Genomic DNA, 24,474 nt, shown 5'->3' on the forward strand with positions numbered 1-24,474 from the left:
GTGGGCCGTGGGCCGTGGGCTGTGGGTTGGACGGCGGGGTGGGGGACGGAGGGAAAGCTGCGTTTGGGGCGGCGGCCGTAGCTGGGGTCGGCGGCGCGGCGGCGTCCGCGAGAACGCGTCCAGTCGCGGGTACGCTGGTCGCTTTCGCTGGCACTGCGCTCCCGCGGCGGGAACGGACGGTCGCTGGTGATGGCGCGGTCGGTAAACCCAGCGGCAAGGCGAGCTGGGTGTCCGGGAAGGTCAACTCCGTACAGATCGCTGGCAGAGACGCCGAGTCCGCCCCAGGTGACGGGGTGTTCGGCGTGCTGCTGTTCGGCGTCGCTGCTGTTGCCGCGGGCGGTCCAGGGACGACGCGCGCTTCGCGCCACCCCGCGCCGATCGGGAATCTCGGAATCCGTACACACGCGACGCGCCACGACGACCGCACTGCTCACCTCGATGGACTGATTGCGATCCTGACTGTTCCCCCCTTTCTCCACGGTCACTACGAACCGTCGCGACGCATCGGCGACGGTAATCGATTCTCCGGTGATCGCCTCTTCGGCCACCGATTCCGGCGAGCGGAGTGGTCGTCGTCGGCTCGAGGTCACGCGTGATGTCACGCGCATCGATGGCGGCATACTCGGCGCGGACACCGGCATTGCGGCGATGCGCAGGCGCACGGTACCGGCCAGTCGACTGGGTCGCACTTCACGGCCGCCGTCGTGATGCTCGAGCACCACGCACGCGGCATCGCGTTCCCGCGCCAGCTGCGCCAAGCGCACGCCGTGCACGCGCGACAACGGTGGTGCGCCGTCGATGACCACCAGGGCGAACACCCCGCTGCGCAGCAGCAGATCGGCGGTCCATGCACTGCGTTTGGTATCGGGCGGACGGATCACCACGAAGCGCGCCCCCAGCGCCGCAAACGGGGCTGGGGCAAGCGTGCGCCGGGCGTCGATCCACGCCACCCACGCGCCAGTGTGCAGCACCTGCGCCACCAGCTGCCGCAGCAGCGCCGTTTTCCCGACCGCCAACGGTCCGCTGATCTCGGTGACACGCCCCCGTGGGATGCCGCCCCCCAGTGCCCGGTCCAATCGCGCCAGCCCCGTCCTCCAGGGGCCACTGGCCTGCCGTTTACCGGCGACCACCGCCAGCACTTGATCGCGCAGGAGTGTGAGGTCGGGCAGCGCCGACGTGGTGTCGGCTTCGGCGAGGATGGTGGCGATAGCGGCAGCAGATACGGCGGTCATACCGAATATATACCGAAGACCGGAGGTGGCGGAAAGAGCGGATTTGGGAAAACGCCATGAGAAAGGCTCGCCAGTCCATACGCAGGCATTGTCCGCCGCCACGGCGCACCCTAGTCTAGAAGCACATGCCTGCTCTTTCTGACATCGAAATCCAACGCGGACTTGGCGCGCTCCCGGGCTGGTCGCGCAAGGGCGACACGCTCGTGAAGAGCTATCACTTTGCGACGTTCCCTGCGGGCGTCGCATTCATTGCGCAGGTGGCTGACATCGCGGAAACGATGCAGCACCACCCCGACATCGATATTCGCTACACCAAGGTGCACTTCTCGCTCAGCACGCACGACGCGGGCGGGATCACTGCGAAGGATTTCGATCTCGCCCGCGCGATTGAAGAATTGGCAGCGGCGTGAAGCCTACGCGTGGCTGACCGCGCGATCCGCGCCTGCTTCAGCATTCGCGTCTTACGCGTTGAGACGTTCGCTTGAGTGTTTCACCCGTGATACACTCAAGACATGGACAACGTCACCGTTCGAGACCTTCGCAATAGCGGCGGTCGGGTGCTGCAGCGCGTGGCCAGCGGTGAAACACTCACCGTCACCATGGACGGGCGTCACGTTGGCCGAACTGACCGTTGGACCTCTCGTCGCCACGTCGGACGACGAGCGAGCGGCGCGACAGGCGCATTTGCAACAGGCGCAGTCGGACTTTGAGGCTCTGCCGTTCGATGCCCACCACCGCTCAGTGAGCTGATCGAGTGCGTCGAGCGGTCGCGGAAAGGAGTTCGGCGAAACGACTCCCATTCCGAGCCATTCGGTCAGCTGGGTGCCGATTCCTGTTCTTCGCGTGTTGCTCGGCGGTCTCTGCGCCTCTGCGTCCTCTGCGTGCTCGGTTCCGCGGCCTGTGCGTCGTCGCCCCTCGGGAGTCGGGCGCGGCGTACGGTCCGCACGGGGCAATGGAACGGATCACGCCGAGGCGCAGAGCACGCAGAGGCGCTCCGTCAAACCCTGCCGGATTTTCTCGTGACCACGCGCGAAACCCCTTCCCTCGCACAACGCACTGTCGAACGCAGGACCCGGACACCTTCGAGATGTTCCGCTTGGCTTTATCGCGCAAAATCAGCGCAGAACTCGGCACTCTTGAGGTGTAATCCTGATGACTTCAGCGGCATCGATGGGCACGAAGTGGTCGCGGTACCGATGCCGACCCGCTAGTTGATCTTCCGCAGCGTCACGCTGCCGTTCACCGTGCTCGCCCGAATACGCGTGGCGCCGTTGCCCACCGTGCCACGCAACCGCCGTGGTGACAGGGTGCCGGAAATCGTGATCGGAAAATCGGTCGATACGCGTCCGTTGACGGTGGCCAGTTCAAGTTGCGCGCCGAAGTTGGACGGCAGTTCGATGGTGATCGCGCCGTTCACTGTTTCGTAGTCGAGATCATCGGCGCGGCCGAGTGCGCCCATTGACACGGTGATGCTGCCGTTCACCGTTTTGGCGCGCACGGGACCGCCGGCGCTGCGTGCGGTGATGCTGCCGTTCACGGTGTGCGCATCCACCTCGTTGTTCACGCCGGTCACCTCGACGCCGCCATTCACGGTCGACAAATCCACCCGCACGCCATCGGGGACGCGCACGGTGAAGCGCACCGAAACATCGTTGCGATCGTTCCACGTGGTCCGACGATCACTGTGAATGCCACTCTCGTCGCAGCGCGACCCCTCGCTGAAGAGTGCGCACACGAGCACGTCGTCACCGATCTTCTTCTGCTCGATGCGCACGTCTTCCGGGTTGCCCCGGCGCCAGCGCTTTTCGGCGCTTACTTCCACGCGGCCGTTGGTGCTGTGTTCCACCTGGATAGCGCCGTTGATGTTCTTGATCAGGATGCGCCGCCCCGACGGGATGGTGCCCGACCAGGTGAACGCGTTGTCGCGCTGCATATCGCGATCCCGCTCGCGGTCCTGCGCCACAGCGGGCGCTGCGATCGTGGCCGTGAGCAGCAGTGCGGCGGCCGCGGAACGCAGCGCCGAACGGGTCGAGGAACGGAACGACAGCATCGGAAACTCCATATGCAAAAGTGATGCACGCACGTGTGCGATCATGAGCGGGTGCCTCGCACGACGCGGACGTCGCCGTTGAAGGTGGAAATGGTGAAGCGGGTAGAGCCGCCGCCGCCGATTTCATAGCGGCGCACGGCGCGGTCGTTGCGTGACGGCGTGAGGCTGCTGGGCATGAGCGTGAGCGACCCAGCCCCGGAGGCACTCATCTCCCCGTTGAACGTGGAGACATCGATGCTGCCGCGCGCACTCTCCGGCAGTCGCAACGTCACGTCTCCTGAATGCGTGGTAAGCTGCAGGCGGGCATCGTCGGTGGTACTGCCATCGAACGTGATGCTGCCGCTGATGCTTTCCGCCTCCACCCGTGCCGCCCGATCCATGCCCAGCATGACATCGCCGCTGGTGGTGTGCACATTCACGTCGTCGCGTACCCCGCGCAGCGTGATGTCGCCACTCATGGTGGTCACGCGCGCCGGCCCCGAGCGGCCACCCAAACGAATATCGCCGGAGAGCGTTTCGAGCGTGAGGCGTCCGCCGATGTCGTCGAGGCCGATGTCGCCGCTGGTGGTGCGAATCTCCACATCACCATCGATGCCGGAGACGTCGACATCGGCCGACGCGGTAGAAATGACCACGCGTACGTTGCGCGGCAGGTCGAGTTCGAGCGTCGCGTCGTCTCGGCGGCTGCCGGAGCGACTCGAACTGGTCGACCGCATGTCGTCCGATGCTTCGAGCGTAACGCCCACGCCGGACGTACGCAGCTGATAGTCGCCGGTGCGTCCACGGATCGCACCGGTCGTGGCTGAGCCACCGCGCACCACCAGACGACCGGTACGCACGGTGATGTCGACCACGGCGTTGCGCGCGACGGCGAAACTTGAATCACGCTGCGCCAGCAACGGCGATGCCGCTCCGGCCAGCGGGAGCATGAGCAGCGCCCCGAGCGGAATCAGGAGGCGGGATCGCAAAGGGAGAGTGAACACGTGAGAGGGCCGCGCTACAGCAGCGCCACGCGCCGGAGCAGCGCGAGCTTGGTTTCGAGTGCACGATCGAGTTGCGTAGCCAGCAAGGCATTGCGCGGATCACGCGCGAGCGCCTTACGGCTGTCGCCAATGGCCCGATCGATGATGTCCAGATTGCGGCGCAGTTCTCGCACCGTCGCGCTGTCGAGTTCCACGACGCGATCGTCCACGATGCGACGCAACGCCGAGATCTCGCGTTCATACACCATATCGGCATCGGTGTCGTCACGCGCCACATCGCGCGCGGCATCGCGAGCAACATCGCGAGCAACATCGCGAGCAACATCGCGAGCAACATCGCGAGCAACATCGCGAGCAACGGGTCGCGTTGTGGAACGAGATGCCGATGCGGCAGGCGCGCTCGAGGTCGTCGACGGCGAAGTGGCGACGATCTGGACTGACGCGCCGGGCAGGCCCAGGTCGTTCCCGCGGGCGGCGAGACGCCACGTGATACCCGACGTCACCGCCACCAACATCGTGGCGGCGATGGCGAAGGTGCGAAGCGACACGGTACGTGCCGTGCGCGTCTGCGTGCGCCCGGCGGCGGACGAAATGGGGATCACGGTCGTGTCGAGTCGGGCTTCGATGCCGCTCCAGAGATCGCGGGTGGGCGAGATCTCGGGCAATGCCTTCGACTCCGCAACAATCGACTCGAGCTCGCGCACCAGCGCGGCGCAGGCGGCGCACTCAGACTGATGGGCCGTCATCCACGCCTGCTCGGCGCTCTTGAACTCGCGCGCCATGTACCCGCCGCACTGCGCGTCGAAGCGAGCGCAGTCGGCTGAGGTGCCGGTCGGGGGAACGATATCCGTGTAGTCCATGCGCTCTATCACCGGTTCAGGGCCGCACGCAACAGCATACGCGCACGGTGTAACTGGGCCTTGCTGCCGCCCGACGTGATGCCGAGTGCTTCGCCGATCTCTTCGTGCGTGAAGCCTTCCACGTCATGCAGTACGAACACCCGTCGCGCACCAGCCGGCAGACCGGCGATCGCTGCATCGAGATCGAGCCGCTCTCCGACGAACACCGCACGCGCTGGTGCCTCGTCGAGGATGTCGTCGTCGGCGGCTCTCGCGCCATGAACGCTAGCCCGCTTACGGCGAGACAGCGCGACGTTCACCGCCACCCGATGCAGCCAGGTGCTGAACGCCGACTCGCCACGAAAGCCCGGAAGCTTCTGCCACACCCGCACGAATACGTCCTGCGTGACTTCCTCGGCCAGTTGTTGGTCGGCCAGCATACGCAGGCAGATGGCGTAGACGCGGTTCACGTGTGTCCGATAAAGTCGCTCGAACGCGCGCCGGTCACCCGAGGCCGCGGCGGTTACATCCTCGTCTGCTCCGCCACCCGACTCGGCCATGCCGCTGGTGGCCAGACCTGAATCGATCCCAGCAGCGAGCACGCTCGGCGATGATGCCGGGAGGGCAGGTTGCAGCGAGACGAAAACAGGCTTGGTCACACGCAGGGCGAGCAGAGAGGCTCCGGAAGCAGGTCACACAATTGGATGACGGCTCGAGCCGAAGGGTTTGTACCGATCGCTCAGCTGCTGAGCGACGCGACGATGGCCGGCAACTGCGTAATACTGTTCATCCAGTAGTCTGGTGCCGCTACGGCCAATTCGTCCCGGCTGAACGGGCCCCACTGGGCCGCGGCCGTGCGCACCCCGGCGGCCCTCCCGGCGTGCATGTCATGCGGAGAGTCCCCTACGAACACGGCCCCTGTGGCCGGCAGATCGAGACGACTGAGCGCCAACAGGACGGGGTCGGGGAGCGGCTTGTGGCGCTCGGTCTCCTCGAAGGTCACGATGGCGTCGAAAGCGCCGTCAAGCCCGACCTGCTCGAGGGAACGTGCCGTCATACCGCGTCCCTTGCTGGTCACCAGCGCAATGCCATGCCCCTCGGCCCGCGCCCACGCGATGGTGTCGAGTACGCCGGGATAGGCGGTGGTAAGCCGAGACAGGTGGATGCCCTGATAGTCGCGATAACGCTCCACCAGCGATTCTACCTCGACCGCGTCATCACACCACTCGGCCAATTGGGTACGCAGCGGCGTGCCAATCCCCGCCACCCACTCCTCGGTGGTCGGCGCGCGGTCGCGGCCTTCGAAAGCGAATCGCATGGATTCGAGGAGCAGCTCGATGGAGTCGATCAGGGTGCCGTCGAGGTCGAAAAGGAGCGCGTGTCGTGCCATGCTGAAGGGTAATCGGGTCCGATGAGCAGCAAGGCACGGACGCGCCACGGCAACGGTGATTCCGAAGCGGCTACGGATGGGGGCAGATCCAGCGCGACGCTCGCCAGCACGGGTTCCTGCTGCCACGCGGTCATCCAAGCTCGCGGCGAACTCCGTGGTATCGCATCCGCCTGCGCGCACCACCGCGCCATTGCGTCCTCGGCCCCTGATCCGCGCGCGCGCCCGACGACCCATTCGGCATCGGCAATCGCTCCCCGTAGCGCGACGCGTTCGATCGGCCCGCATTGCTGTACGAGTTGTGCGAGGTGCCTCGCGGCGCGCTGCGCGAGTGGTGCCAGCGCGTGATCGGTGGGACCGGCGTCGTCGCGCGCCACGCGACGAGCGTGCCAGCGGCCCATGTCGCGGAGCGCCATCCGAACCGGCGCTTGCAGCGCCGTGCGCGACGGCACACCGCTCCCGCCCGCGATGTGAGCACCGGCGGTGTCAGCGATGGTCACCACGCGCAGCAGTGCCCGCCCGCGCGCGCTCACGATGCGCCGAACACGGTCGGTGGAATGCACGCGTCCACAGAGCAACAGCGACTGCCCTTCGTGTTCAACGAGCGCGATCCACGCGGTTTTTCGCTCACTCCGCATGGCTCCGACCAGGAGTGTGGGGGACGGGACGTCCGCTTCACCCGCTCCGCTCGTTTCGATGGGCGCAGTCCATCGCTGGAGTCGCGCGTGCAACCGGCTGGCCGCATCGGCCGCGCTCTCGCGTCTCGGCCTCGTGCACCGGGGCTCGTATGCATCGTCCCCACGAGCGGCACCGGCAAAGCGTTTCGAGAGTGCCGCTTTATTGGCCAGCCGATGCTGCAGTCGGAGCGCACGATCGCCATCGGGGGGCGGCGCAAAGCCGTACACATGCACCACGGTGTGCGGAGACCCGATGCGCGCGCAGCGACCGACTCGTTGCCGGCGCAGCGCGTCGGTCCACGGCAGGTCGAGGTGCACCACCACGCCGGCATCCTGCAGATTCACGCCTTCGGCGAGGAGATCGGTGGCGAGCAACAGGCGAATCTTTTCGTGCGCCGGCGGTGGCGGGCGTTCCTGCGCGAGCGGCGCGAAGCGAGCGAGTACGTCGCTCCGACTGATGCGCCCACTGGCGATGCGAGCGTGCTTGCTCGAGAGCAGGCCGACACCAGCGATGTCGGACAGCGCACGGTGGAGGGCGCCGATGGTCTGGGTGAACTGGGAGAAGGCGATGATGGGCGTGTCGGGATGCGCGTGCAGGAGGGCGCGAAGCTCATCTGCGCGCGCGCGGTCGCCGCACGCCGTCTGCGCATGGTGTTCGGCAAGTCGGGTGAGCGCTTCGAGGTGTGCGTCCAGACGCTCGATGAGTGGGGCGCCATCCACTTCCTGCTTGGCCATCAGTTCAGGAAAGGCGAGCTGCACTTCGTGGTCACCCACGAGCCAGCTGCGCAGCTCTGACTGCGTGGGATGACGTCCTGCGCGCAGCGCTTGCCGCAGCGCGTCTCCACGTAAGCGCCGCTGCCGCAGGGCGTGCGCCAGTGCCGCATCGCTGGAGCACCAGGCGCGCAGCAGTCCGAGGCGGATCAGCGCACCGGCTACGGCACCATCGTGCGCGGGAAGGGGTGCGGGCAGCGCCAGAATGTGCGTGAGCATTGTACGGTCGTGGGGCATCTGCAGCGGGGGGTGTTGCTGCACGCGCGGCCTGTTCGGGCCGGGCGTTCCAGCCAACGCGGACGTCTGCATGTTCGATGGCGTGTTCGATCGCCGAATCACGACCTGCGCCAGCATCGCGTCCGACAGAAGATCGGCACGTGATCCCAGGAACAGCGCCAGCAGATTCCGCAATTCATCTGCGCGGTTGTGCAATGGCGTGGCGGACAGCAACAGGGTATCGCAACCGGCGACGAAGCGGGCAATGGCAGTATAGCGCGCGGTGCGTCTCGTGCGCAGGTAGTGTGCTTCATCGATGATGACGAGCGTGCGAAGCCGCGTTCGCTCGCGCACCATTCCCGGCTGTACGGCATCGACAGCCGGTGTGCTGTGCGCGCCGTCGTGCCGGGAGAATCCGTGCACGGAGTGCAGCCGTACGTGTGGCAGGTGCGCGTGGGTGATTGCGGAACGCCACATGGGCTGCAGGGCGGCTGGTGCGATGACGTGCACCTGCTCGTATGCACTGGCAACGGCGAGCGCGGTATACGTTTTTCCAAGTCCCACGTCGTCCGCGAGGAGGGCGCCGTGATGTCTTCGCATCGCTGTATGAATGCGGGCCACGGCGTCACGCTGGTGAGGGAGCAGCGTGATATCACCGAGTTCGGCGGGCGGCGGCGGTGCGATGATGGCGGTGGCGAGCCGAGCCTGCACGTGGCGCGCGTCGTGTGGGGACCACGTCATGGCGTGTACCAGTCGAGCAATGGAGTGAGTTGGCGAAGCGGAACGTCGTAGGCATCGGCGACCGCGAGATCGTGTTCATCGATGGGGACGTGCTCGTGTTTGGCGAGTCGTTGTCCGATCGGCGCGAGCAGGGTGCGGGCGCGGAGCCAGTCATGGGGAACGGGAAGGGCGGCTACGGTCCATCCAAGAAATCGCCGAAAGCCACCGCGCGCGGGTTCGGCGAGCACGTCGAGCCAGGCGGCGGCGATGGTGGAGTTGAGGAGCGCGTCGAGGGCGTAGGCGTCGTCGAGGGACGCGGTTCGCATCACGTAGCAGCTGTTGAGCGGCACGGTGGGATCGCCGGCATCGAGCACGCGGGTGCGCAGTCGTTTGCCGATATCGGCCCAGACCACGCGCGGGGTATCGGCGCGCGCGGCTTCAGTGCGAAACAGCGTCCACCAGGGCATGCGGGGGCGGGCATCGCGTCGGCTCTCGAGGCGGGGTCGCCAGTGCGCGAGCCATCGCGCGGTTGCGGGCGGAAGCGTACGGAGTGGCAGTCCATCCAGACCGTGCGTCCACAAAATGCGCAGCTCGTCGCCTGCGACCGGCGCACCGACCTTCGGCGACCGTGCGGTGATGCCTTCACCGCGCAGGGCGGGGCGCAGCAGTCGGCGTTCGATGATCGCGGACCGTGGCACGGACGCGGTGCCCGGCGCAGGGTTATCCGAGGCGACCACGGTCGCGGAGTCGTCGTCGTGTTCTTGCGCGTGCACGAGAAACGCGGCGTTGCAGCCGCACTTCACGCCGAGTAGGGGGCGTCCGAGTGGGGAGTCGCCGAGTGCGGGGCCGGCGGTGCGGAGCCGCTCGAAGGCCGTGTGTGCGGGTGGCGGGAGCAGGATCCATGGGGCGGCCGCGTCGCCATCGAGGGAAAGGCGTGACGTGGGGATAGGAAAGTGTCGTTCGCCATGTGCGGTGCTGACGGTAACGTGGATGTCGGTGGGAGCGAGGGTCGGTGTGGGGAGAGACGAGTGCGTCGGTGTCTGCGCCGAGGCGTGTTTGCGTGCGACCAGCAGCGACGGATAGGTGGCGGCGTCGAACAGCGCGGGGGCGTCACTCCAGTCGCGGATCGTGTGGACCGTGGCGTACTGGGCGATCGTGCGGCGAATACCGCCGCCCGAGAGCGTGCGCCATAGCTTGGCGGGCACGAGCAGGGCGAGCGTGCCGCCGGGCGCAAGCAGTTCGAGGCTGCGTTCGATGAAGGCGACCGAGAGATCCGGTTGCGAGGCGAAGCCTACACCGGCGCCGGCGCGGGCGGCTCCGGCGTGCCAGGTGGCGGCGCGCATGCTGCGAAATTCCCGACGCAACTGTTCACGCTCGCGTGGCGCGAGGGCGTGCGGACGCACCCAAGGCGGATTGCCGATCAATACGTTGAAGCCACCGGTGGCGGCCACGTCGGCGAAATAGGTGACGAAGCGGAACGGCAGCGCGCCACCGTCGGCGAGTTTGGCTCGGGCAGCGGAGAGCTCGCGACACTGTGCGCGCAGCGCGTCGAGCTTGAGATGGTCGGCGCGACCAGGTGCCCGTCGCTGACCGAAGAGATCGCGCGCCCGGATTGTGCTGAGCAGCGCAGCGCGATCAGCGCGGAGGGCATCGCGTTGCGTGGAGAGTTCGGCCATCGCGCGTTGCCGTTCTTCACGCTGCAGGGCGAGGGCGATGGACTGTTTGCGCGGGCCGGTGGCGCGTGTGTAGCGCTCGCGCAGCGCGGTCAGCGTGCGGGCGCTGGGCGGCGCGAATCGAAAGTTGCCGCCGGCGAGGGAATCGCCCACGCGGATGTGGTGATCCAGATTGGGCAGTGGTGGCACGCGGGTGATGTCGGTTTCGGTGCATTCGATGACCACCGACAACCACAGCCGCAGTTCGCAGAGCCAGACGGCGACCGGATTGCGATCAACGCCGAAGATGCAGTGCGTGAGGAGCTGTCGTCGGATGCGATGCGCGTCGGCGACCGACGATGCAGCGAGTCGCGATGCGGCGACCAATTGCGTGCGTCGGTGCACGGTGCCGAGGCGTTCGAGCGTGTGCACCAGGAACGCGCCCGATCCGCAGGCCGGATCGAGCATGCGCAGACCGTGCAGCGCGTCGGTGGTGGCGGGGGTGAGTACGAGCGGCGCGGCGGTGTCGTCGAGGGCATCGGGAGGCAGGTCAGGGAGGGCGGAGAAGAGGGCGTCACGGACGACCTGATCGACCAGTGCCGGCGGTGTGTAATACGAGCCCGAGCGTCGGCGCTCGTCGGTGGCCATGAGCGATTCGAAGGCGCGTCCCAACATTTCCGGATCGACCGCCGCTTCCGACCAGCTGGCGGAGTCTTCGTGGGCGGTGAAGCGGTGCCGGTCGAGGACCGCACCAACGAGGTGGGCGATGGCATCGTCGCTGAATCGCAGGGTGCGGTGCCGCTTCTCGAGCGGCGTCGGGGAGAACAGGCCGCCGTTGAGAAACGGGACGGCGCCGAAGCGGCGCGCGGCGGGGGCGCGATCGCAGCGCGGCGTGTTCAGCGTGCCGAAAAACAGCGGGCGCAACAGTCGCTGGTGCAGCTGTCCGCCCAGCTCGAGCTGCGCCGTGGTGTGATGCAGGAGAAAGTCGAGGCGATGATCGAGCCAGCCCTTCGCTTCCAGAAACGCGAGAAAGAGGCAGCGGCTGGTGCAGAGCAGGGCGAGCTCGCGCCGGTCAGCGGGTGACGTGTCGCTCGCGGCTGGGTCGGTCATATCGGTGGCCAGCGTCGTGACGGCGCGCTCGAGGATCCCGTAAAAACGATTCGAGAGCGCTTCGCGCCGTAGGATGTCGGTGAACCGCGCGTGGCGAAGCAGGGCATCCTGCTCCGGCACGGCGGCGAGGGTGCGCAGCGTGTCGGCATCGGAATCCACCACGCGGGTACGATCGATACGCAGAGCGGCCACGCGCGGACCGCTGCTGTGCGAGCCGACGGTGGCGATGCAGAGGGTGCGTAAACGCGCGTCGAGCGTGATCAGGCACCAGTGTCGCGCCGGTGCCTGTTGCAGCATGGTAGCGGCCAGCCGTTTGGTGAGTTCGCGCGGATCGGTGGCACCGGCGAGATCAGTGGGCGGCGCCAGTTCGGCGCAGAGCAGTCGCAACGTGCCCGGCCCGCGCACGAGATCGGCGCTGCTGGTGAGCGCGTCGATGCGCAGGCGATCGCGCCCGTCGGCGGAGAGCGTGGTGGGAGTCGCGGTGAAGCCCATGGCGTGGGCAATCGGTCGCAGCAACAGGCGGGAGTCGGCCTGTGCGAGCAGTTGGGCGGCGGCGCGGAGTGTGAGCACGCGGCCACAGTGGGGGTGCGTGGCGCAACGTGTGTCACCCGAAGTGCGCGGGCGGTGCTTTCGGAGCGCACGCCGAAGAGGCACCTTGCGGGATGCCCGTTTCGATAGCCTCGTCGCCACGCTCCGACCCCCGCGCCTGGGTCGAGGTGGCGCGTGTGTTCGCGCGGCTCGGGCTGACGGCGTTCGGCGGGCCGGCGGCGCACATCGCCGCGATGGAAGACGAGATCGTGAACCGTCGGCAGTGGATCAGCCGCGACGAATTTGTCGACTTGGTCGGCGCGGCAAACCTGATTCCCGGTCCCAACTCCACCGAACTCGCGATCCATATCGGTTATCGACGCGCCGGATGGCCGGGGCTGATCGCCGCGGGCGTTTGCTTCATCGTGCCTGCCGTGTTGCTGGTGTGGGGGCTCGCCATCCTGTACGTGCACAATGGCTCGCGGGTGAAGGCGTCCGCGATTCTGGCCGGGCTGCAGCCGGTCGTACTGGCGGTCGTCGTGCAGGCGCTCTGGCGACTGCGTGCGAGTCTGGTGCGTTCGCGCTGGACCGCGATACTGGCGGCGGGCAGCTTGATCGCGGTGCTGTCGGGCGTTTCTGAGATGACGGTGCTGGTGGCGGCCATCGTCGCCTCGATCATCATCGCGCGCGCCACGATTCGCGACGACACCGGCTCTGGCGCAGATCCTCGTGAGCTCGCCGCGTTCGGTGCCGTCGGCGCGTTCGGTGCCGTCGGCGCGTTCGGTGCCGTCGGCGCGTTCGGCGCGGGCGCGGCGGCCATGAGTGCGCCGTCGGTCTTTTTGTCCTTCGCGAAGATCGGCAGTGTGCTCTTCGGCAGTGGCTACGTGCTGCTCACCTTCTTGCGTGGCGAGTTCGTGTTGCGTCATGCGGCGCTCACCGATGCGCAGCTCCTCGATGCTATTGCGGTGGGACAGATTACGCCGGGCCCGGTGTTCTCCGCCGCCACATTCGTGGGCTATCTGATTGCCGGGCACGCCGGCGCCGCCGCCGCGACCGCCGGCATCTTTCTTCCGGCGTTCGCCGGTGTCGCCCTCACCGCACCATACGTCGCGCGGCTGCGCGGTTCTCGGCGGTGGTCGTCGGCGCTCGACGGCGTAAATGCGGCGTCGCTGGCCCTGATGGCGTCGGTCGTGCTGGTCATGGCGCGCCAGATCGCGCCTGATCCGGCCGCAGTGGCTATCTTGGGCGTAGCCGCGGCCGTGCTCGTGTTCACGCGCGTCGGCAGTGGGTGGGTACTGCTGGTCGGCGGATGCCTCGGTCTGCTGCGCACGCTCGTCTGAGTACTCGCGTTTCTTTTTCTCCTCATCGCACGACTTCCCATGCCCGTCTGCTGGCTCAACGGATCCTTTGTCGCGGAACAGGACGCGTCGGTGTCCATCTTCGACCGCGGCCTGCTGTTCGGCGACGGTGTCTACGAAGTCGCGGCGGTGTTGAACGGGCGACTACTCGATGCCGACCGGCATCTGATGCGATTGGCGCGCTCACTCGCGGCCATCGGTATTCCCCACACACAGTCGACCGCGACGTGGCTCGGGGTCATGCAGCAGCTGGCCACGCAGAACGGCGTCAGCGAAGGACTGGTGTATTTGCAGGTCACGCGTGGCGTGGCTGAACGCGATTTCCCGTTCCCGGTGAACGCGACGCCCACGATGTTCGCGTACGCCCGCCCGAAGTTGCTACAGGCGGATCCGAACGCGTCAGGCGTCCGGTTGCTTTCGGTGCCTGATATGCGCTGGATGCGGTGTGACATCAAGAGTACCAGCATGCTCGCGCAGGTACTCGCCAAGCAGTCGGCGCGTGCCAGCGGGGCGTTCGAAGCGATGATGCACGAAGATGGCCTCGTGACCGAAGGCGGTTCCAGCAACCTGTGGATCGTGAACGATGGCGTCGTGCAGACGCGTCCGCTCGCGAACGATATCCTGGCCGGCATCACGCGCGACGTCGTGCTCGAACTCGCGCACGCGGCCGGTGTCCCGGTGCGTGAACGCGCGTTCACCGTGACGCAGGCGAAAGCGGCCGGTGAGTGCTTCATGAGCAGCGCGACGAGCTTCATCCTGCCGGTCACGACGATCGACGATGATCACGTGAGTGGTGGGGCGCCGGGCCCGGTCACCGTGCGGTTGCGCGCCGCCTATCTCGAGCGCGCCGGACAGCTCACGCGCTGACCCGCAGCGCGAGCTACTGCGCGAACTACTGCGCGACGTACCCGCGGTCTTTCCATTGCACGTTGTTGCCGCGCGCAATCGCCGCGATGCAGATCGCCAGCACGATCGCACCGCCCAGCGGGGCCAGCAGCGCGCGGCGCATCGGGTCGCCATTGATCCGGTTCGCGGCGGCGAACGAGGCCAGCACCGCCGCACTGGTGGCGAGGCTCCAGAAAAGCAATCCGGCGCCTATCGCGCCGCCCGTGGCCAGGGCCACAGCACACCACATCAGCGTCGCGAACGGCATCAGCAGGCCCAGTGGAAACGATAGCAGAAGGAACGGATAGAGCCACTGGCCCTTCGCCCCCCACCACATCGCGTGGCGTCCACCGGCATACATGTTCTTGCCCCAGCCTTTCATCAGGCTGCCCAAGCCATCGTACATCCGTGTGCTGAGCTGGTTGATGCCAAGCGCCAGCGACACGCGATCGCCCCGCGCCTGAATCGTCTGCGCCATCATCACATCCTCCGCCACGAAGCCCCGCACGGGCTCGTGACCACCGATGGCGTCGTACACACGCCGCGACAGCATGAAGCACTGACCGTTGGCCACCACGTCGCGCGGATTCGTGGCCCGCTCCATCGCCTCCGCTCCGCCGTAACGGGTGAGAATCAGCGTAAATACCGAGGGCTGCACGGCACGCTCCCAAACCGTGCCCATCGCCTGGTGTCCGGCCACCGACAATAGCTCGGCGCCCCGCCGCTCGCGCATGCGAACCATGCGCCCCACCAGGTCAGGTGCGTGCCGGGTGTCGGCGTCGGTGAACAGCAGCAACGATCCCGTGGCGTGGGACGCACCCGACTGACAGGCCCACTGTTTCCCGAACCAGCCTGCGGGCAGCTCCGGCGCGTCCACGATCTTGACCCGCGCGTCACCGGCGGCCGCGGCGCGCGCCAGCTCGCCGGTCCCATCTGTGGAATGATCGTCCACGACGATGAGCTCGAGGTCGGGCCACGTTGACGCTCGGATGCTCCGAATGCACGCGGTGATGTGCGCCGCCTCGTTCCGAGCGGGAAGCACGATGCTGACGCGCGGTATCGGCGCTGCAGTCGTTACCACCACCTCGATGTCGTCGAGGCTGGGCGTCGTGCGTAGTCTACCGGCCAGAACCATCGGCGCGGCCACCCACGGTGTCGCGGACAGCGCGGCAACGGCGGCGCCTAGCAGCGAAATTGGCATCAATCCGGAGAAATTGCTCAACATGATCCCTGTAACCTGACAGTTCACCTCGCTGTTCGGCAGCGCACCGCGCGCATCGTGACGAGGCGGCGCGGTTCCGTTGCTCCTCCGAGTCAGGACCGGTACGTTCCGACATGGTCGCGGCCGCCGGTACTTTCGATCTTCCCGAGGATGATGCTCGGGGTGCGCATCACCCGCGCTCCCTCCGCGTGCCGCCACTGCTCACCGTCGGCGCCCGCCTCGCCATGATCTCGCCCTCTGGACCGTTGCAGGGGCCCCATGAGCTGGAGCTCGCCGTCGCGACGGCCGAGTCCCTGGGATGGAAGGTGCAGGTCGGCCAGCACGCGCTGCGACGCACCGGCTACTTCGCGGGGGATGACGCGCAACGTGGCGACGACCTCCTCGCGGCGTTGCATGACGATACGATAGATGGCATCTGGTGTCTACGGGGCGGCTACGGCGCCGCACGCCTGCTGCCTCGGCTCTCGGTCGAGTTGCTGCAGCGCTACCCGAAGGCATTGATCGGCTATTCCGACATCACGGCGTTGCACGCCGCCTGGCAGCAGGCCGGGCTCGTGAGCTACCACGGACCCACGGCACGAGCCCCGCTTTCCGACTTTTCGCGCGACTCCCTCGTGCGTGCCCTGCAGCACGGCACTGACAGCTGCGGCGCCGCACCCGAGGCACGTGTAGTGCGCGGCGGCCGCGCCACGGGCCGGCTGGTCGGGGGCAATCTGGCGCTCGTGTCCTCGCTCTGCGGGACGCCGTGGGCCGTGGACTTCCACGACGCGATCGTAGTGCTCGAAGATATCGGTGAAGCCACCTACCGCATTGATCGCATGCTTACGCAGCTTCGGCTCGCCGGTGCGTTCGAGGGTTGCGCGGGTGTGGCGTTCGGCCAGTTCACCGATTGTCCCGACACCACCGACGACGGCACCAGGACGATCGAGGCGATCGTGACCGAGCTCGCTGACGCGTTACATGTACCAACGCTGCAGGGCCTTCCCTTCGGGCATATTTCTGACCAGTGGACGGTACCGTTCGGCGCGAGCGCCACGTTGGATGCCGACGCACGCACATTGTCGGTCTCCACCGTCTCCATGTCGCAATTTCACCAGACCCACCAGAGAGCACGCATATGAAGACCGCACAGCAACTGATCGCCGAAGCGAAAGCGAGCATCACAGAAGTCACGGCGCGTGAAGTGCAGGACCGTCTTGCCGCCGGAGCGCCGCTCGTGCTCATCGACGTCCGCGAGCAGAACGAGTGGAATCTCGGACACGCCGCACCGGCGCAGTACATCGGCCGTGGCGTGCTCGAAAGTCAGATCGAATCGCGCGTGCCGCGCGAGGCGCACGTTGTGCTGATGTGCGCCAGTGGCAATCGCTCCGCGCTCTCCGCGCGCACGTTGCTGGACATGGGCTACCCGAACGTCGCGTCGATGGCGGGTGGATTTCGCGACTGGATCGCCTCGGGTGGCGCGGTGGCCGACTGAGCGAGTCCGCGCGCGACCGTCTCTTGCAGCTGGCACTGCAGCACGCCGACGTGTCGCGACTGGCGAGACGTCTGGCCAGTCGCGTGCCCGTCGATGCGTCGCCGGCCGCCGAGTCGCGGCTCGCGGCGGTGTCGGCCGTATTACGCGTGGTTGACGGAGCGCCGGAGCTGTTGTTCATCAAGCGGGCAGAGTTGGAGCGCGATCCGTGGAGCGGTCATATGGCGTTCCCCGGTGGCCGTCTCGAGCCCGGTGACGCTTCACTCGAAGTCACCGCCGTGCGCGAAACACAGGAAGAACTCGCCCTCGATCTCACGCAGGGACGCATGCTCGGGCGCCTCGATGATCTCGCGCCGCACAATCGCTCGTTGCCGCCGATCATCATCCGGCCGTTCGTGGCGATCGTGGAGCCGGATGTGATGTTCATGCCCAGCGAAGAAGTGGCCGCGACGTTCTGGGTACCGCTCGCCCGTTTGCAGCATGAGAGCTCGAGGGCCAGGTACGAGGTCGAGATGAACGGCATTCGCGCCAGCTTTCCAGCGTTTCGCGTGGAGCAGCACATCGTGTGGGGGCTCACGGAACGCATCGTGCGCCAGCTGCTCGCGCTGGTCAGTCCGTAGTTCGCCTCGCACTTGCCGCAGTCGATCCACCCGTACCTTACCCCGAGGGCATCACGTTGCCGACCTGTTTCGCGCTTCACCGCTCCGCTCGTACTGCTGCCTCCATGGCGGTTTTCATAGTTGCTACGGTCGTCACCAGCTGCCAGCGGCCCGCGGCTATCGCCGTGGCGCCGATGTCGGGGAAGCGCGTGGAAAGCGACCGCGGCATGGTGGCCGCGTCGCACCCCGATGCTGCCTCGGCCGGCGCGGCGATCCTGGCGCAGGGCGGCAATGCCATCGACGCGTTCGCGGCCACGGCGTTTGCTCTCGCCGTCACCGATGTATCGCAGACGGGACTCGGCGGTGGTGGCGCGATGACCTTCTTCAACGCGAAGACCAGGACGGTCGAGCATCTGTCGTTCTATCCGCGGGCCGGCGAAGACGCTGAATGGGCGCGCGCCGACAGCTCGCGCGGCCGTCGTGCGGGGCGCGCCGCGGCAACGCCCGGAATGGTGGCAGGCGTGCTCGAAGCGCACTCCAAGTGGGGTAAGCTCACGCGTGCGCAGGTCATGGCGCCGGCCATTGCGCTGGCGCGCGACGGCTTCGTGGTGTCGCCCTTACTGGCGCGCACGATCGTGACGTCGCGCGACAAGTTGATGGCCGATTCGTTGGCGGCCGCCCGGTTCATGCCGCGTGGCGAGGCGCTGCGGCCTGGCGATCGACTTATTCAGCCGGAACTGGCGGTCACCTTGCAGCGCATCGCGAGTGAGGGCGCCACGGTGTTCTACAACGGCGGCATCGCGGAGCGGCTGTCGGCGAAGGTGAAGGCGCAGGGGGGATTGATCACCGTGCGCGACATGAACACGTACTTCGTGACGTCGATGCGCCCGCTGTGCACGATGTGGCGTGGCTACACGCTGCTTGGCGCGCCGCCGCCAATGGGTGGTGCGTCGGTGCTCGAGATGCTGCAGATGGCTGACGCCGCCGGCGTCGCCGATGCCGGCTCGTTCACCGAAAATGGCGCGGCCGTTGCGAAGCTCGCCGACATCATGCGCATCGGTGACGCCGACGCGGGCGCATACCGCGGCGACCCGGCCGTACAGCGCGTTCCGGCGCATGGCGTTGTGCATCCCGACTTCGCGCGACAGCGTGCGGGACTGGTGGGCGGTGCACTTCCCGACACAGCCATTGCCGGCAATCCCTGGGCGTTCGACACGCTCGCGTCGCCAAGCAACTGCGGCCGGTTCAATCCGTATCCGACCGCGACTGCGCTGCGCACAGGCAGTATCGGGAGCGCGATGCGTGACACCACCACCGTTGAAGAGGGAGAGAGCTTTACGTCGCATCTGGCCGTGGTTGATGGCGACGGGAGCGCAGTGTCGGCTACGACCACCGTTGGCGTGCTGTTCGGCTCCGGTGTGTACACGGACGGTTTCTTCCTGAATTCGGCCGGCAGCAACTTCGACGCGAAGACGCGCGGCACGAACCGCTACGCGAATTCTACGATGTCTCCGACGCTGATTCTCGGCGGTGACAAGGTGCGTCTCGTGGTCGGCGCCGCCGGTTCGCAGTACATCCAGCCGGCGATCACGCAGGTCACGATTCGTATGCTCGCCTTCGGTGAAGATCCCGCCATTGCGCTGTCGGCGCCGCGCATTCACGCCAGCGACAACGTGAAGGAAGTCGAAGTGGAGCCTGGCTTCGCGACGAGCGTGTACCAGGCGCTTGTCACGCGCGGTTACGCCCCGGCCAGCCGTGTGCGCGATATCAGTTTCGGCGGTGTGCATGCCGTGTTCGTGCGCAAAGACGGCAAGCGGATCGGTGTCGCCGACCCGCGGCGCGACGGCACCGCAGCGGGCTGGTAACACACCGGTACGTTACGAGTCCGGTCCGCGTGCGCTACGTGGCCCGGTGCAGGCCCTGCTCGCGCGCGAGATCGCCCAGTGCCGTGCGGTCGCGTACGTCGAGCTTGTCGAAGATATTCGCGAGGTGCGTTCCCGCGGTTCGCGCAGTAATGCCGAGCCGGGCGCCGATCTCCTTGTTGCTCAGGCGTTGTGCGACCAGTCGCACGATGTCGCACTCACGTGGCGTGAGCATGGCCAGTGGTGAGTTGTGCTGGTCGCCGGCCACTTTGCCGCCCAGCGATCGCAACACGGTGCGCGCTTCTTCCGCCGCGGGTCGCGCGCCGAGGCGCTCGAGCATCTGCAGTGCCTCGCGCGCCTCGTGTTTGGCCTCGGTAAGCGCGCCTGACTGCTGCAGCGCACGCGCCAGTCGCAATCGCGTGCGCGCCGCGTCAAACGGATAAGGCACCGCTTCCAGCGTGGCGACGGCGCGTTGCAGCAGCAGGATCGCGTCGGCCGTCCGCTCTTCACGGAGCGCCTCGGCACCGTCGATCACCAGCACCCACGCTGCGCCGATCGGATGCGCCAGATGTGTGGCGTCGTGCTCCAGGCGACGTCGCACCGCGCTCAACGTCGTACCGTCTTCCACGGCCAGCGCCGCCTCGGCCAACGAGGGTAACAGACGATACACCGCCCAGGCGATGTACCCCGTGCGATCGGCGATCGTGATAGCGGTCTGCCCGAGCGCGAGCGCCTGCGCGTGCTCGCCGACGGCAGTGAGATACGCGGTGCGCGCCATGCACGCTGGAAGCACACCGTGCACTTCGAACGGGCGTTCGAGGTCGAGATGTCCTGCTCCAGAAACCTCCCACGCTTCATCGGTAAGCCGCTTTGCGGTCGCCAAATCACCACGCTGCAGATATACGCCGCTGACCCAGTAGAGCAGTCGCGCCAGCAGCGTGGTCTGATCGAGCGCACGCCCCATTGCGAGGGCGCGTTCGCCGTCCATGATCGCGCGATCCCACTCGCCCGTGCCGGCGCGATACTCGATTACGATCTCCATTGTGCGCAGTTCGAGCAGCGGCGAATTGAGCTCGGCCGCGAGTCGCGTCGCTTCCTTCAGATGCGCCTCGAGAGCGCCGGTGTGGGCGGTCAGCGCCGCGAGTACGGCCGCGGACCAGTGGGCCGACCACGCCAGGTTGCGTTCGCCGCTCTGTTCGGCCAGCTCGACCGCGCTGCGTGCGTGCGCCCACGCGCGGTGCGCCGGCCCGGACCAAAGATGGACCATCAGCAGCATACGGTGCGCGCGCGCCAGCAACGGAATCTGGCCGAGTCGTTCGGCGATCTCCACGGCCCGCGTGATCTCCCGCTTGGCCTCCTCGGGAAGGCCGAGGGCTTGCAGGCAGTCGCCCTTGGCCAACCGGATCCGTGCCAACAGGACTTCGGTGTGTGCGCTGCCGCTGCTGCGCTGGCTCGCGCTGGCGTGCGTCAGTGCCACGTCGAAGTGTCGAATGGCGTCTTCGCGACGGCCCAGCCCCTGTTGGGCAAGACCGAGACGCCGTTCCGCCACGGCCACTGCCAGTGTGTCGCCGAGTGCTTCCGCCAACGCCGACGCCCTGGCGCACATCACGATCGCTTCGTGGTACTCGCCGAGCCGACGATACAAGCGCGCCAGCTCGTCGAGGAGCATCGGAATGTCGGCGGTATAGTCCTCGTGAAAATGCTCGTCCATCCAATCGAGCGCGGCCCGCAGCGTGACTGCCGCTTCTCGGCGTGCGAGACGACCGAGTGCCTGACGACCAGCTTGAAGGAGCCATTTCACCGAGCGAGCCGACTCCACCTGCGGGTCCGCTTGGCGCCAGTGGGCTGCGATCGACTCGGCTTCACGGTCCGCGTGGCGACCGGCGACCGATTTAATGGCGGCCGCGATGCGTGCGTGCAGCTCACGCTCACGCGCGAGGCCGACGTGTGCAACCAGTGTCTGCCGCATCATCGGATGCGCGAGGTCGTATGTGATTGCGCTCCCGTCGGCCTGTTCGGTCACGATCCCCTCACCGCGCAGTTCGCCAAGGGCGAGACGAAGCGCGTCCTCGGAGAGCCCGCTCATCGAGCGCACCACGTCGTGCCGCGCGGTGGTGCCGATGACCGCGATCACATCACTCACCAAGCGGGCGTTGGCGCTGAGCCGTTGAAGCCGTTCCAGCAGCAGCTCGCGCATCGACGGCGGGAGCACGAGCTGCTCGACGTGCCAGCCCACCCACACGCCACCCTGCTGCCGTAGTTCGCCGCGAGACACGAGCTCGTGCAAGGTCTGATCAACGAAGAATGGGTTGCCGCGTGTGCTATCCTGCAGCAACGCGGCGAACGGCCGCAGCGCGTCTCGCTCCACGTGAAACGCCGTAGATAGCAATGAAGCTACGTCATCGCGCGACAATGGTGTCAGCCGGAGGTCGGTCACATGGTTCACCGTGCGAAGGGAGCGCAGCGCGAGACGCAGCTCTTCGCTGAGCGGACGGTCCGATTCGTTCCAGCTGGCCACCAGCAGCACACGTTCTTTGCTGAGCTGCCGGCTCACGAAGTGCAGCAACTCGATCGACGAACTGTCGGCCCACTTCAGGTTTTCGAGGCTGAGCAGCAACGGCCGCCGCTCACTGAGCCGACCGAGCAGCTGCAGAATGCCGAAATGCAGGCGCAGGCGTTGCTCCGTCAGTGTCGCGTTGTCGGTGAGACGCTGCTGGGCAAGGTCCGTCTCGGACAGGAGACGCGGGGTCAACGCCGCAAGAATTCGTTTGTCGCCACGGGTAAGGCGCGTGAGCGCACTGGGGTCGAGCGCGGCGAATAGCGGCTCGAGCGCGTCGGTGAACAGGGCGTACGGGTTCGCCGTTTCCAGTGGATAGGCGCGTCCAGTGGCGACTTGCCACCCGGTCGCTGCGCCCGCCTCCGCCTCCTGTACGAGGCGTGTCTTGCCGATGCCGCCGTCACCGCTCAACAGCAGGAGCTGAGCACGTCCACCGTCCACGTCGGCGAGAGCGCGCTCGAGGATGTTGAGCTCCGCACGGCGGCCCGTGAAGGGCAACAAGAACGATGGTGCTGTATGCATTAGAGGCCTGATTGAAGCCGATATAGAGACCGTTCGAATTGTCGCACCCGCGACCGTAGTCCACGCGAACGGCGGTGCGCTGCCGCGGATCGATCTGTAGTCGGACGCCGCCGCCAAATGTGGGGAGCAGTCGCGCATCGGTGAGCGTGTCCCACGACCGCCCGATCGTACCGGCTCCCGCGATGGCCACGAGTCCGAGACGGTGGACGATCGGTGAACGATACGCGACCTGCGCGGCCGCCAATCGCTGATCTCGGTAGCGTCCGCGCGCGTAGCCACGCATGATGTCGCCGCCGCCCACCAGCGCCAGCTGGTCGAACGGCGTGTCACCGCTCACCCCCAGCAACAGCAGCTGCGCCGCTACGACGTGCGTGCCGGTGAGCGTGCGGTAGTGACGCGCATCAATGCGCACGCGATCGTACTGAAAGGGTGAGCCGAGAGCGTCATCGTTATGCGTGTAGGTAAGCTGCGCAAAGGTGCCACGCTGCGGCGCGAACAGATTGTCGCGCGAATCGCGCAGCGCGCTGATCGACGGTTCGACCAGGCGTCCGCCGTCGCTGCCGGTCAGCGTACGCTGTCGAAGCACGCCGACCGTGTCGGGGGTGATCGACTGGTCCACGAATCGGATACCGCCCGTGGCATATCAGTGCCCACGAACGCGCTGCTGCACGCCGGCGATCGCTTCAACGCCCTTCGGCGTAAAGATCTCCTTGTCGCCAGCCGGTGTTGAATCGCCGATGCCGTAAAAGGGCAGGGGGAATTTCTGCCATGCCAGAAGCGCGTTCAACCGACGGCCATTCTGTCGCGTCCAGTGTTCACCTTCAAGCGAAACGCGGGTCTGCCCCTTGGTGCTGCGGATGGCCGTCGCGATCAGGGAGGCGGGTCGGGCGTGGTCCATGGCTGGACGATCAACCACAGCGAGTACCGTAGCGCCGAACTGCAGTCCCGATTCCGGCGCAGAGCCGAGTGTGGGGAGCGGCTGAATACGTCGCCGACCAACCGCCGAGTCCGGGGCAGTTTGGGCAGCCGCACTGGCAGGGGCGCCAAGCACGACGATGGAGACCGCACCGAGCATCGTGCTCCAGGTAAGGTATCGGGGTGTCCGGTAACGGATTACGAGGCTATTGCAGTGAATCATGAGCGGCTCGGTCAGGGGAGTCGGGGATCGTGACCGGTGCATGGTGCGTGTACGCCGAGCTGAGAAGGACACGTCGCATGACGTAGGGGGCGACTTCTCGAATACGTCATTGCCGAGATATCGTCGCTTTTACGTTGTTGCAGTAGCATCCCAACGTTTTAGAGGAGAACGAGTGGAATGGGTTCGAAATCAGCGTCTGAATGACGGGGTAGTGGCCTAGGTAGTTGATGGAGAGGGACTTGCGCGAACAGGGCCACACTCAGGAACTGTACAATTTCGAACACGCGTTGCCCGTCAAGCGGTCGACCTTGCTTCGCGATATGGATGTGCGTCTTCACCTGAACACGTGGGGACACCACTCACGGTGTTGCTGTTCTTCGCGGGCCTTCGCGATCTTCGCGGACTTCGCGTGAACGGCGGTGCTGGCGGCTGCCCCGGAGCGATCGGAGAGCCAGCTAGTTCGCGCGAAGCTCGCGGAGCACGCGAAGAAACGCGAAGAACAGCAGAATGATGGAAATGGGCATCGTGCCGAAGGACGGGGCGCGGCGAACCGCCACGCCTGTTGTGGCGGTGCTTCGGTGCAGGACGGTCCCGCGCGCCTCCGCGCAAAAGACCGACATGCAGCGCCTCGTCGTTCACGTCGACACCAGACCAAACGACGTCGTTCCCCAGGCAAATCAACCACCGACACCGTT

Annotated in this window: 19 protein-coding genes and 1 pseudogene; 7 read left to right on the forward strand and 13 right to left on the reverse strand. The window is 66.8% G+C overall.

The window, feature by feature from the left end; genetic code table 11:
* A pseudogene (locus ACESNG_RS21915) lies at positions 1 to 1,232 on the reverse strand (hypothetical protein); the annotation flags it as partial.
* 125 nt (positions 1,233 to 1,357) lie between these two features.
* Between ACESNG_RS21915 and ACESNG_RS21920 the strand changes: the two are divergent.
* Complete coding sequence (locus ACESNG_RS21920) at positions 1,358 to 1,642, forward strand: 4a-hydroxytetrahydrobiopterin dehydratase (RefSeq protein ID WP_373059613.1); 285 nt, start codon at positions 1,358 to 1,360, stop codon at positions 1,640 to 1,642.
* A 797-nt stretch (positions 1,643 to 2,439) separates the two neighbouring features.
* On the opposite strand, the gene ACESNG_RS21925 is transcribed toward ACESNG_RS21920, so the two are convergent.
* From ACESNG_RS21925 to ACESNG_RS21955, 7 genes are all read right to left on the reverse strand, one after another.
* Positions 2,440 to 3,327, reverse strand: a complete 888-nt coding sequence (locus ACESNG_RS21925; protein WP_373070865.1) for a DUF4097 domain-containing protein — start codon at positions 3,325 to 3,327, stop codon at positions 2,440 to 2,442.
* On the reverse strand, positions 3,324 to 4,250 hold the full coding sequence (locus ACESNG_RS21930) for a DUF4097 domain-containing protein (RefSeq protein WP_373059617.1): 927 nt from the start codon (positions 4,248 to 4,250) through the stop codon (positions 3,324 to 3,326). Before ACESNG_RS21930 ends, ACESNG_RS21925 begins: the two co-directional genes overlap by 4 nt.
* A 29-nt stretch (positions 4,251 to 4,279) precedes the next feature.
* Positions 4,280 to 5,137, reverse strand: a complete 858-nt coding sequence (locus ACESNG_RS21935; protein WP_373070867.1) for a hypothetical protein — start codon at positions 5,135 to 5,137, stop codon at positions 4,280 to 4,282.
* Positions 5,134 to 5,763 (reverse strand): RNA polymerase sigma factor, encoded by a 630-nt coding sequence (locus tag ACESNG_RS21940; protein WP_373059625.1) that lies wholly within the window; start codon positions 5,761 to 5,763, stop codon positions 5,134 to 5,136. The genes ACESNG_RS21935 and ACESNG_RS21940 overlap by 4 nt, the downstream gene beginning before the upstream one ends.
* A gap of 80 nt (positions 5,764 to 5,843) precedes the next feature.
* Positions 5,844 to 6,494 (reverse strand): HAD family hydrolase, encoded by a 651-nt coding sequence (locus ACESNG_RS21945; RefSeq protein WP_373059627.1) that lies wholly within the window; start codon positions 6,492 to 6,494, stop codon positions 5,844 to 5,846.
* Positions 6,452 to 8,896 (reverse strand): helicase-related protein, encoded by a 2,445-nt coding sequence (locus ACESNG_RS21950; protein WP_373059629.1) that lies wholly within the window; start codon positions 8,894 to 8,896, stop codon positions 6,452 to 6,454. Before ACESNG_RS21950 ends, ACESNG_RS21945 begins: the two co-directional genes overlap by 43 nt.
* A complete protein-coding gene (locus tag ACESNG_RS21955; protein ID WP_373059631.1) occupies positions 8,893 to 12,207 on the reverse strand; it encodes an Eco57I restriction-modification methylase domain-containing protein in 3,315 nt (1,104 codons plus the stop codon). Before ACESNG_RS21955 ends, ACESNG_RS21950 begins: the two co-directional genes overlap by 4 nt.
* Positions 12,208 to 12,299: 92 nt before the next feature.
* On the opposite strand from ACESNG_RS21955, the gene chrA reads away from it, so the two are divergent.
* Positions 12,300 to 13,505 carry a chromate efflux transporter gene (gene chrA / locus ACESNG_RS21960; protein ID WP_373070869.1) on the forward strand — a complete coding sequence of 402 codons (1,206 nt, stop codon included), beginning with the start codon at positions 12,300 to 12,302 and terminating at the stop codon, positions 13,503 to 13,505.
* Between the two features lie 39 nt (positions 13,506 to 13,544).
* The gene (locus ACESNG_RS21965; protein WP_373065060.1) at positions 13,545 to 14,390 is read left to right on the forward strand and encodes a D-amino acid aminotransferase; all 846 of its coding nucleotides are present in this window, start codon (positions 13,545 to 13,547) and stop codon (positions 14,388 to 14,390) included.
* Positions 14,391 to 14,415: 25 nt separating this feature from the next.
* On the opposite strand, the gene ACESNG_RS21970 is transcribed toward ACESNG_RS21965, so the two are convergent.
* The gene (locus ACESNG_RS21970; protein WP_373065058.1) at positions 14,416 to 15,609 is read right to left on the reverse strand and encodes a glycosyltransferase family 2 protein; all 1,194 of its coding nucleotides are present in this window, start codon (positions 15,607 to 15,609) and stop codon (positions 14,416 to 14,418) included.
* A 134-nt stretch (positions 15,610 to 15,743) separates the two neighbouring features.
* Here ACESNG_RS21970 and ACESNG_RS21975 point away from each other — a divergent pair, with 134 nt between their 5' ends.
* The 4 genes from ACESNG_RS21975 to ACESNG_RS21990 all read left to right on the forward strand — a co-directional run bounded on the left by ACESNG_RS21975 (position 15,744) and on the right by ACESNG_RS21990 (position 19,565).
* Positions 15,744 to 16,751: an LD-carboxypeptidase gene (locus ACESNG_RS21975; protein ID WP_373070871.1), complete on the forward strand. Its 1,008-nt coding sequence runs from the start codon at positions 15,744 to 15,746 to the stop codon at positions 16,749 to 16,751.
* Positions 16,748 to 17,104, forward strand: a complete 357-nt coding sequence (locus ACESNG_RS21980) for a rhodanese-like domain-containing protein (RefSeq protein ID WP_373065054.1) — start codon at positions 16,748 to 16,750, stop codon at positions 17,102 to 17,104. The genes ACESNG_RS21975 and ACESNG_RS21980 overlap by 4 nt, the downstream gene beginning before the upstream one ends.
* A gap of 23 nt (positions 17,105 to 17,127) precedes the next feature.
* Positions 17,128 to 17,721, forward strand: a complete 594-nt coding sequence (locus tag ACESNG_RS21985) for a CoA pyrophosphatase (RefSeq protein ID WP_373065052.1) — start codon at positions 17,128 to 17,130, stop codon at positions 17,719 to 17,721.
* A gap of 104 nt (positions 17,722 to 17,825) precedes the next feature.
* Entirely contained in the window at positions 17,826 to 19,565 is a 1,740-nt protein-coding gene (locus ACESNG_RS21990) for a gamma-glutamyltransferase family protein (protein ID WP_373070873.1), read from the forward strand.
* 34 nt (positions 19,566 to 19,599) lie between these two features.
* Here the strand turns inward: ACESNG_RS21990 and ACESNG_RS21995 are convergent, their stop codons facing one another.
* The 4 genes from ACESNG_RS21995 to ACESNG_RS22010 form a co-directional block, all read right to left on the reverse strand.
* Positions 19,600 to 22,620, reverse strand: a complete 3,021-nt coding sequence (locus tag ACESNG_RS21995) for a helix-turn-helix transcriptional regulator (RefSeq protein ID WP_373070875.1) — start codon at positions 22,618 to 22,620, stop codon at positions 19,600 to 19,602.
* The gene (locus tag ACESNG_RS22000; protein ID WP_373065048.1) at positions 22,520 to 23,260 is read right to left on the reverse strand and encodes a BamA/TamA family outer membrane protein; all 741 of its coding nucleotides are present in this window, start codon (positions 23,258 to 23,260) and stop codon (positions 22,520 to 22,522) included. The genes ACESNG_RS21995 and ACESNG_RS22000 overlap by 101 nt, the downstream gene beginning before the upstream one ends.
* A gap of 24 nt (positions 23,261 to 23,284) precedes the next feature.
* Positions 23,285 to 23,779 carry a hypothetical protein gene (locus ACESNG_RS22005; protein ID WP_373065046.1) on the reverse strand — a complete coding sequence of 165 codons (495 nt, stop codon included), beginning with the start codon at positions 23,777 to 23,779 and terminating at the stop codon, positions 23,285 to 23,287.
* 455 nt (positions 23,780 to 24,234) lie between these two features.
* Positions 24,235 to 24,399 carry a hypothetical protein gene (locus ACESNG_RS22010; RefSeq protein ID WP_373065044.1) on the reverse strand — a complete coding sequence of 55 codons (165 nt, stop codon included), beginning with the start codon at positions 24,397 to 24,399 and terminating at the stop codon, positions 24,235 to 24,237.
* Positions 24,400 to 24,474 lie beyond the last annotated feature (75 nt).

This window comes from Gemmatimonas sp. (assembly GCF_041689975.1).
In the GTDB taxonomy this organism is placed as follows: Bacteria; Gemmatimonadota; Gemmatimonadetes; order Gemmatimonadales; family Gemmatimonadaceae; genus Gemmatimonas.

Coding starts and splice junctions, on each gene's coding strand:
- ACESNG_RS21920 (WP_373059613.1), top strand. CDS start 1,358: ATGCCTGCTCTTTCTGACATCGAAATCCAACGCGGACTTGGCGCGCTC.
- ACESNG_RS21925 (WP_373070865.1), bottom strand. CDS start 3,327: ATGATCGCACACGTGCGTGCATCACTTTTGCATATGGAGTTTCCGATG.
- ACESNG_RS21945 (WP_373059627.1), bottom strand. CDS start 6,494: ATGGCACGACACGCGCTCCTTTTCGACCTCGACGGCACCCTGATCGAC.
- ACESNG_RS21950 (WP_373059629.1), bottom strand. CDS start 8,896: ATGACGTGGTCCCCACACGACGCGCGCCACGTGCAGGCTCGGCTCGCC.
- chrA (WP_373070869.1), top strand. CDS start 12,300: ATGCCCGTTTCGATAGCCTCGTCGCCACGCTCCGACCCCCGCGCCTGG.
- ACESNG_RS21965 (WP_373065060.1), top strand. CDS start 13,545: ATGCCCGTCTGCTGGCTCAACGGATCCTTTGTCGCGGAACAGGACGCG.
- ACESNG_RS21970 (WP_373065058.1), bottom strand. CDS start 15,609: ATGCCAATTTCGCTGCTAGGCGCCGCCGTTGCCGCGCTGTCCGCGACA.
- ACESNG_RS21975 (WP_373070871.1), top strand. CDS start 15,744: ATGGTCGCGGCCGCCGGTACTTTCGATCTTCCCGAGGATGATGCTCGG.
- ACESNG_RS21980 (WP_373065054.1), top strand. CDS start 16,748: ATGAAGACCGCACAGCAACTGATCGCCGAAGCGAAAGCGAGCATCACA.
- ACESNG_RS21990 (WP_373070873.1), top strand. CDS start 17,826: ATGGCGGTTTTCATAGTTGCTACGGTCGTCACCAGCTGCCAGCGGCCC.
- ACESNG_RS22005 (WP_373065046.1), bottom strand. CDS start 23,779: ATGATTCACTGCAATAGCCTCGTAATCCGTTACCGGACACCCCGATAC.
- ACESNG_RS22010 (WP_373065044.1), bottom strand. CDS start 24,399: ATGTCGGTCTTTTGCGCGGAGGCGCGCGGGACCGTCCTGCACCGAAGC.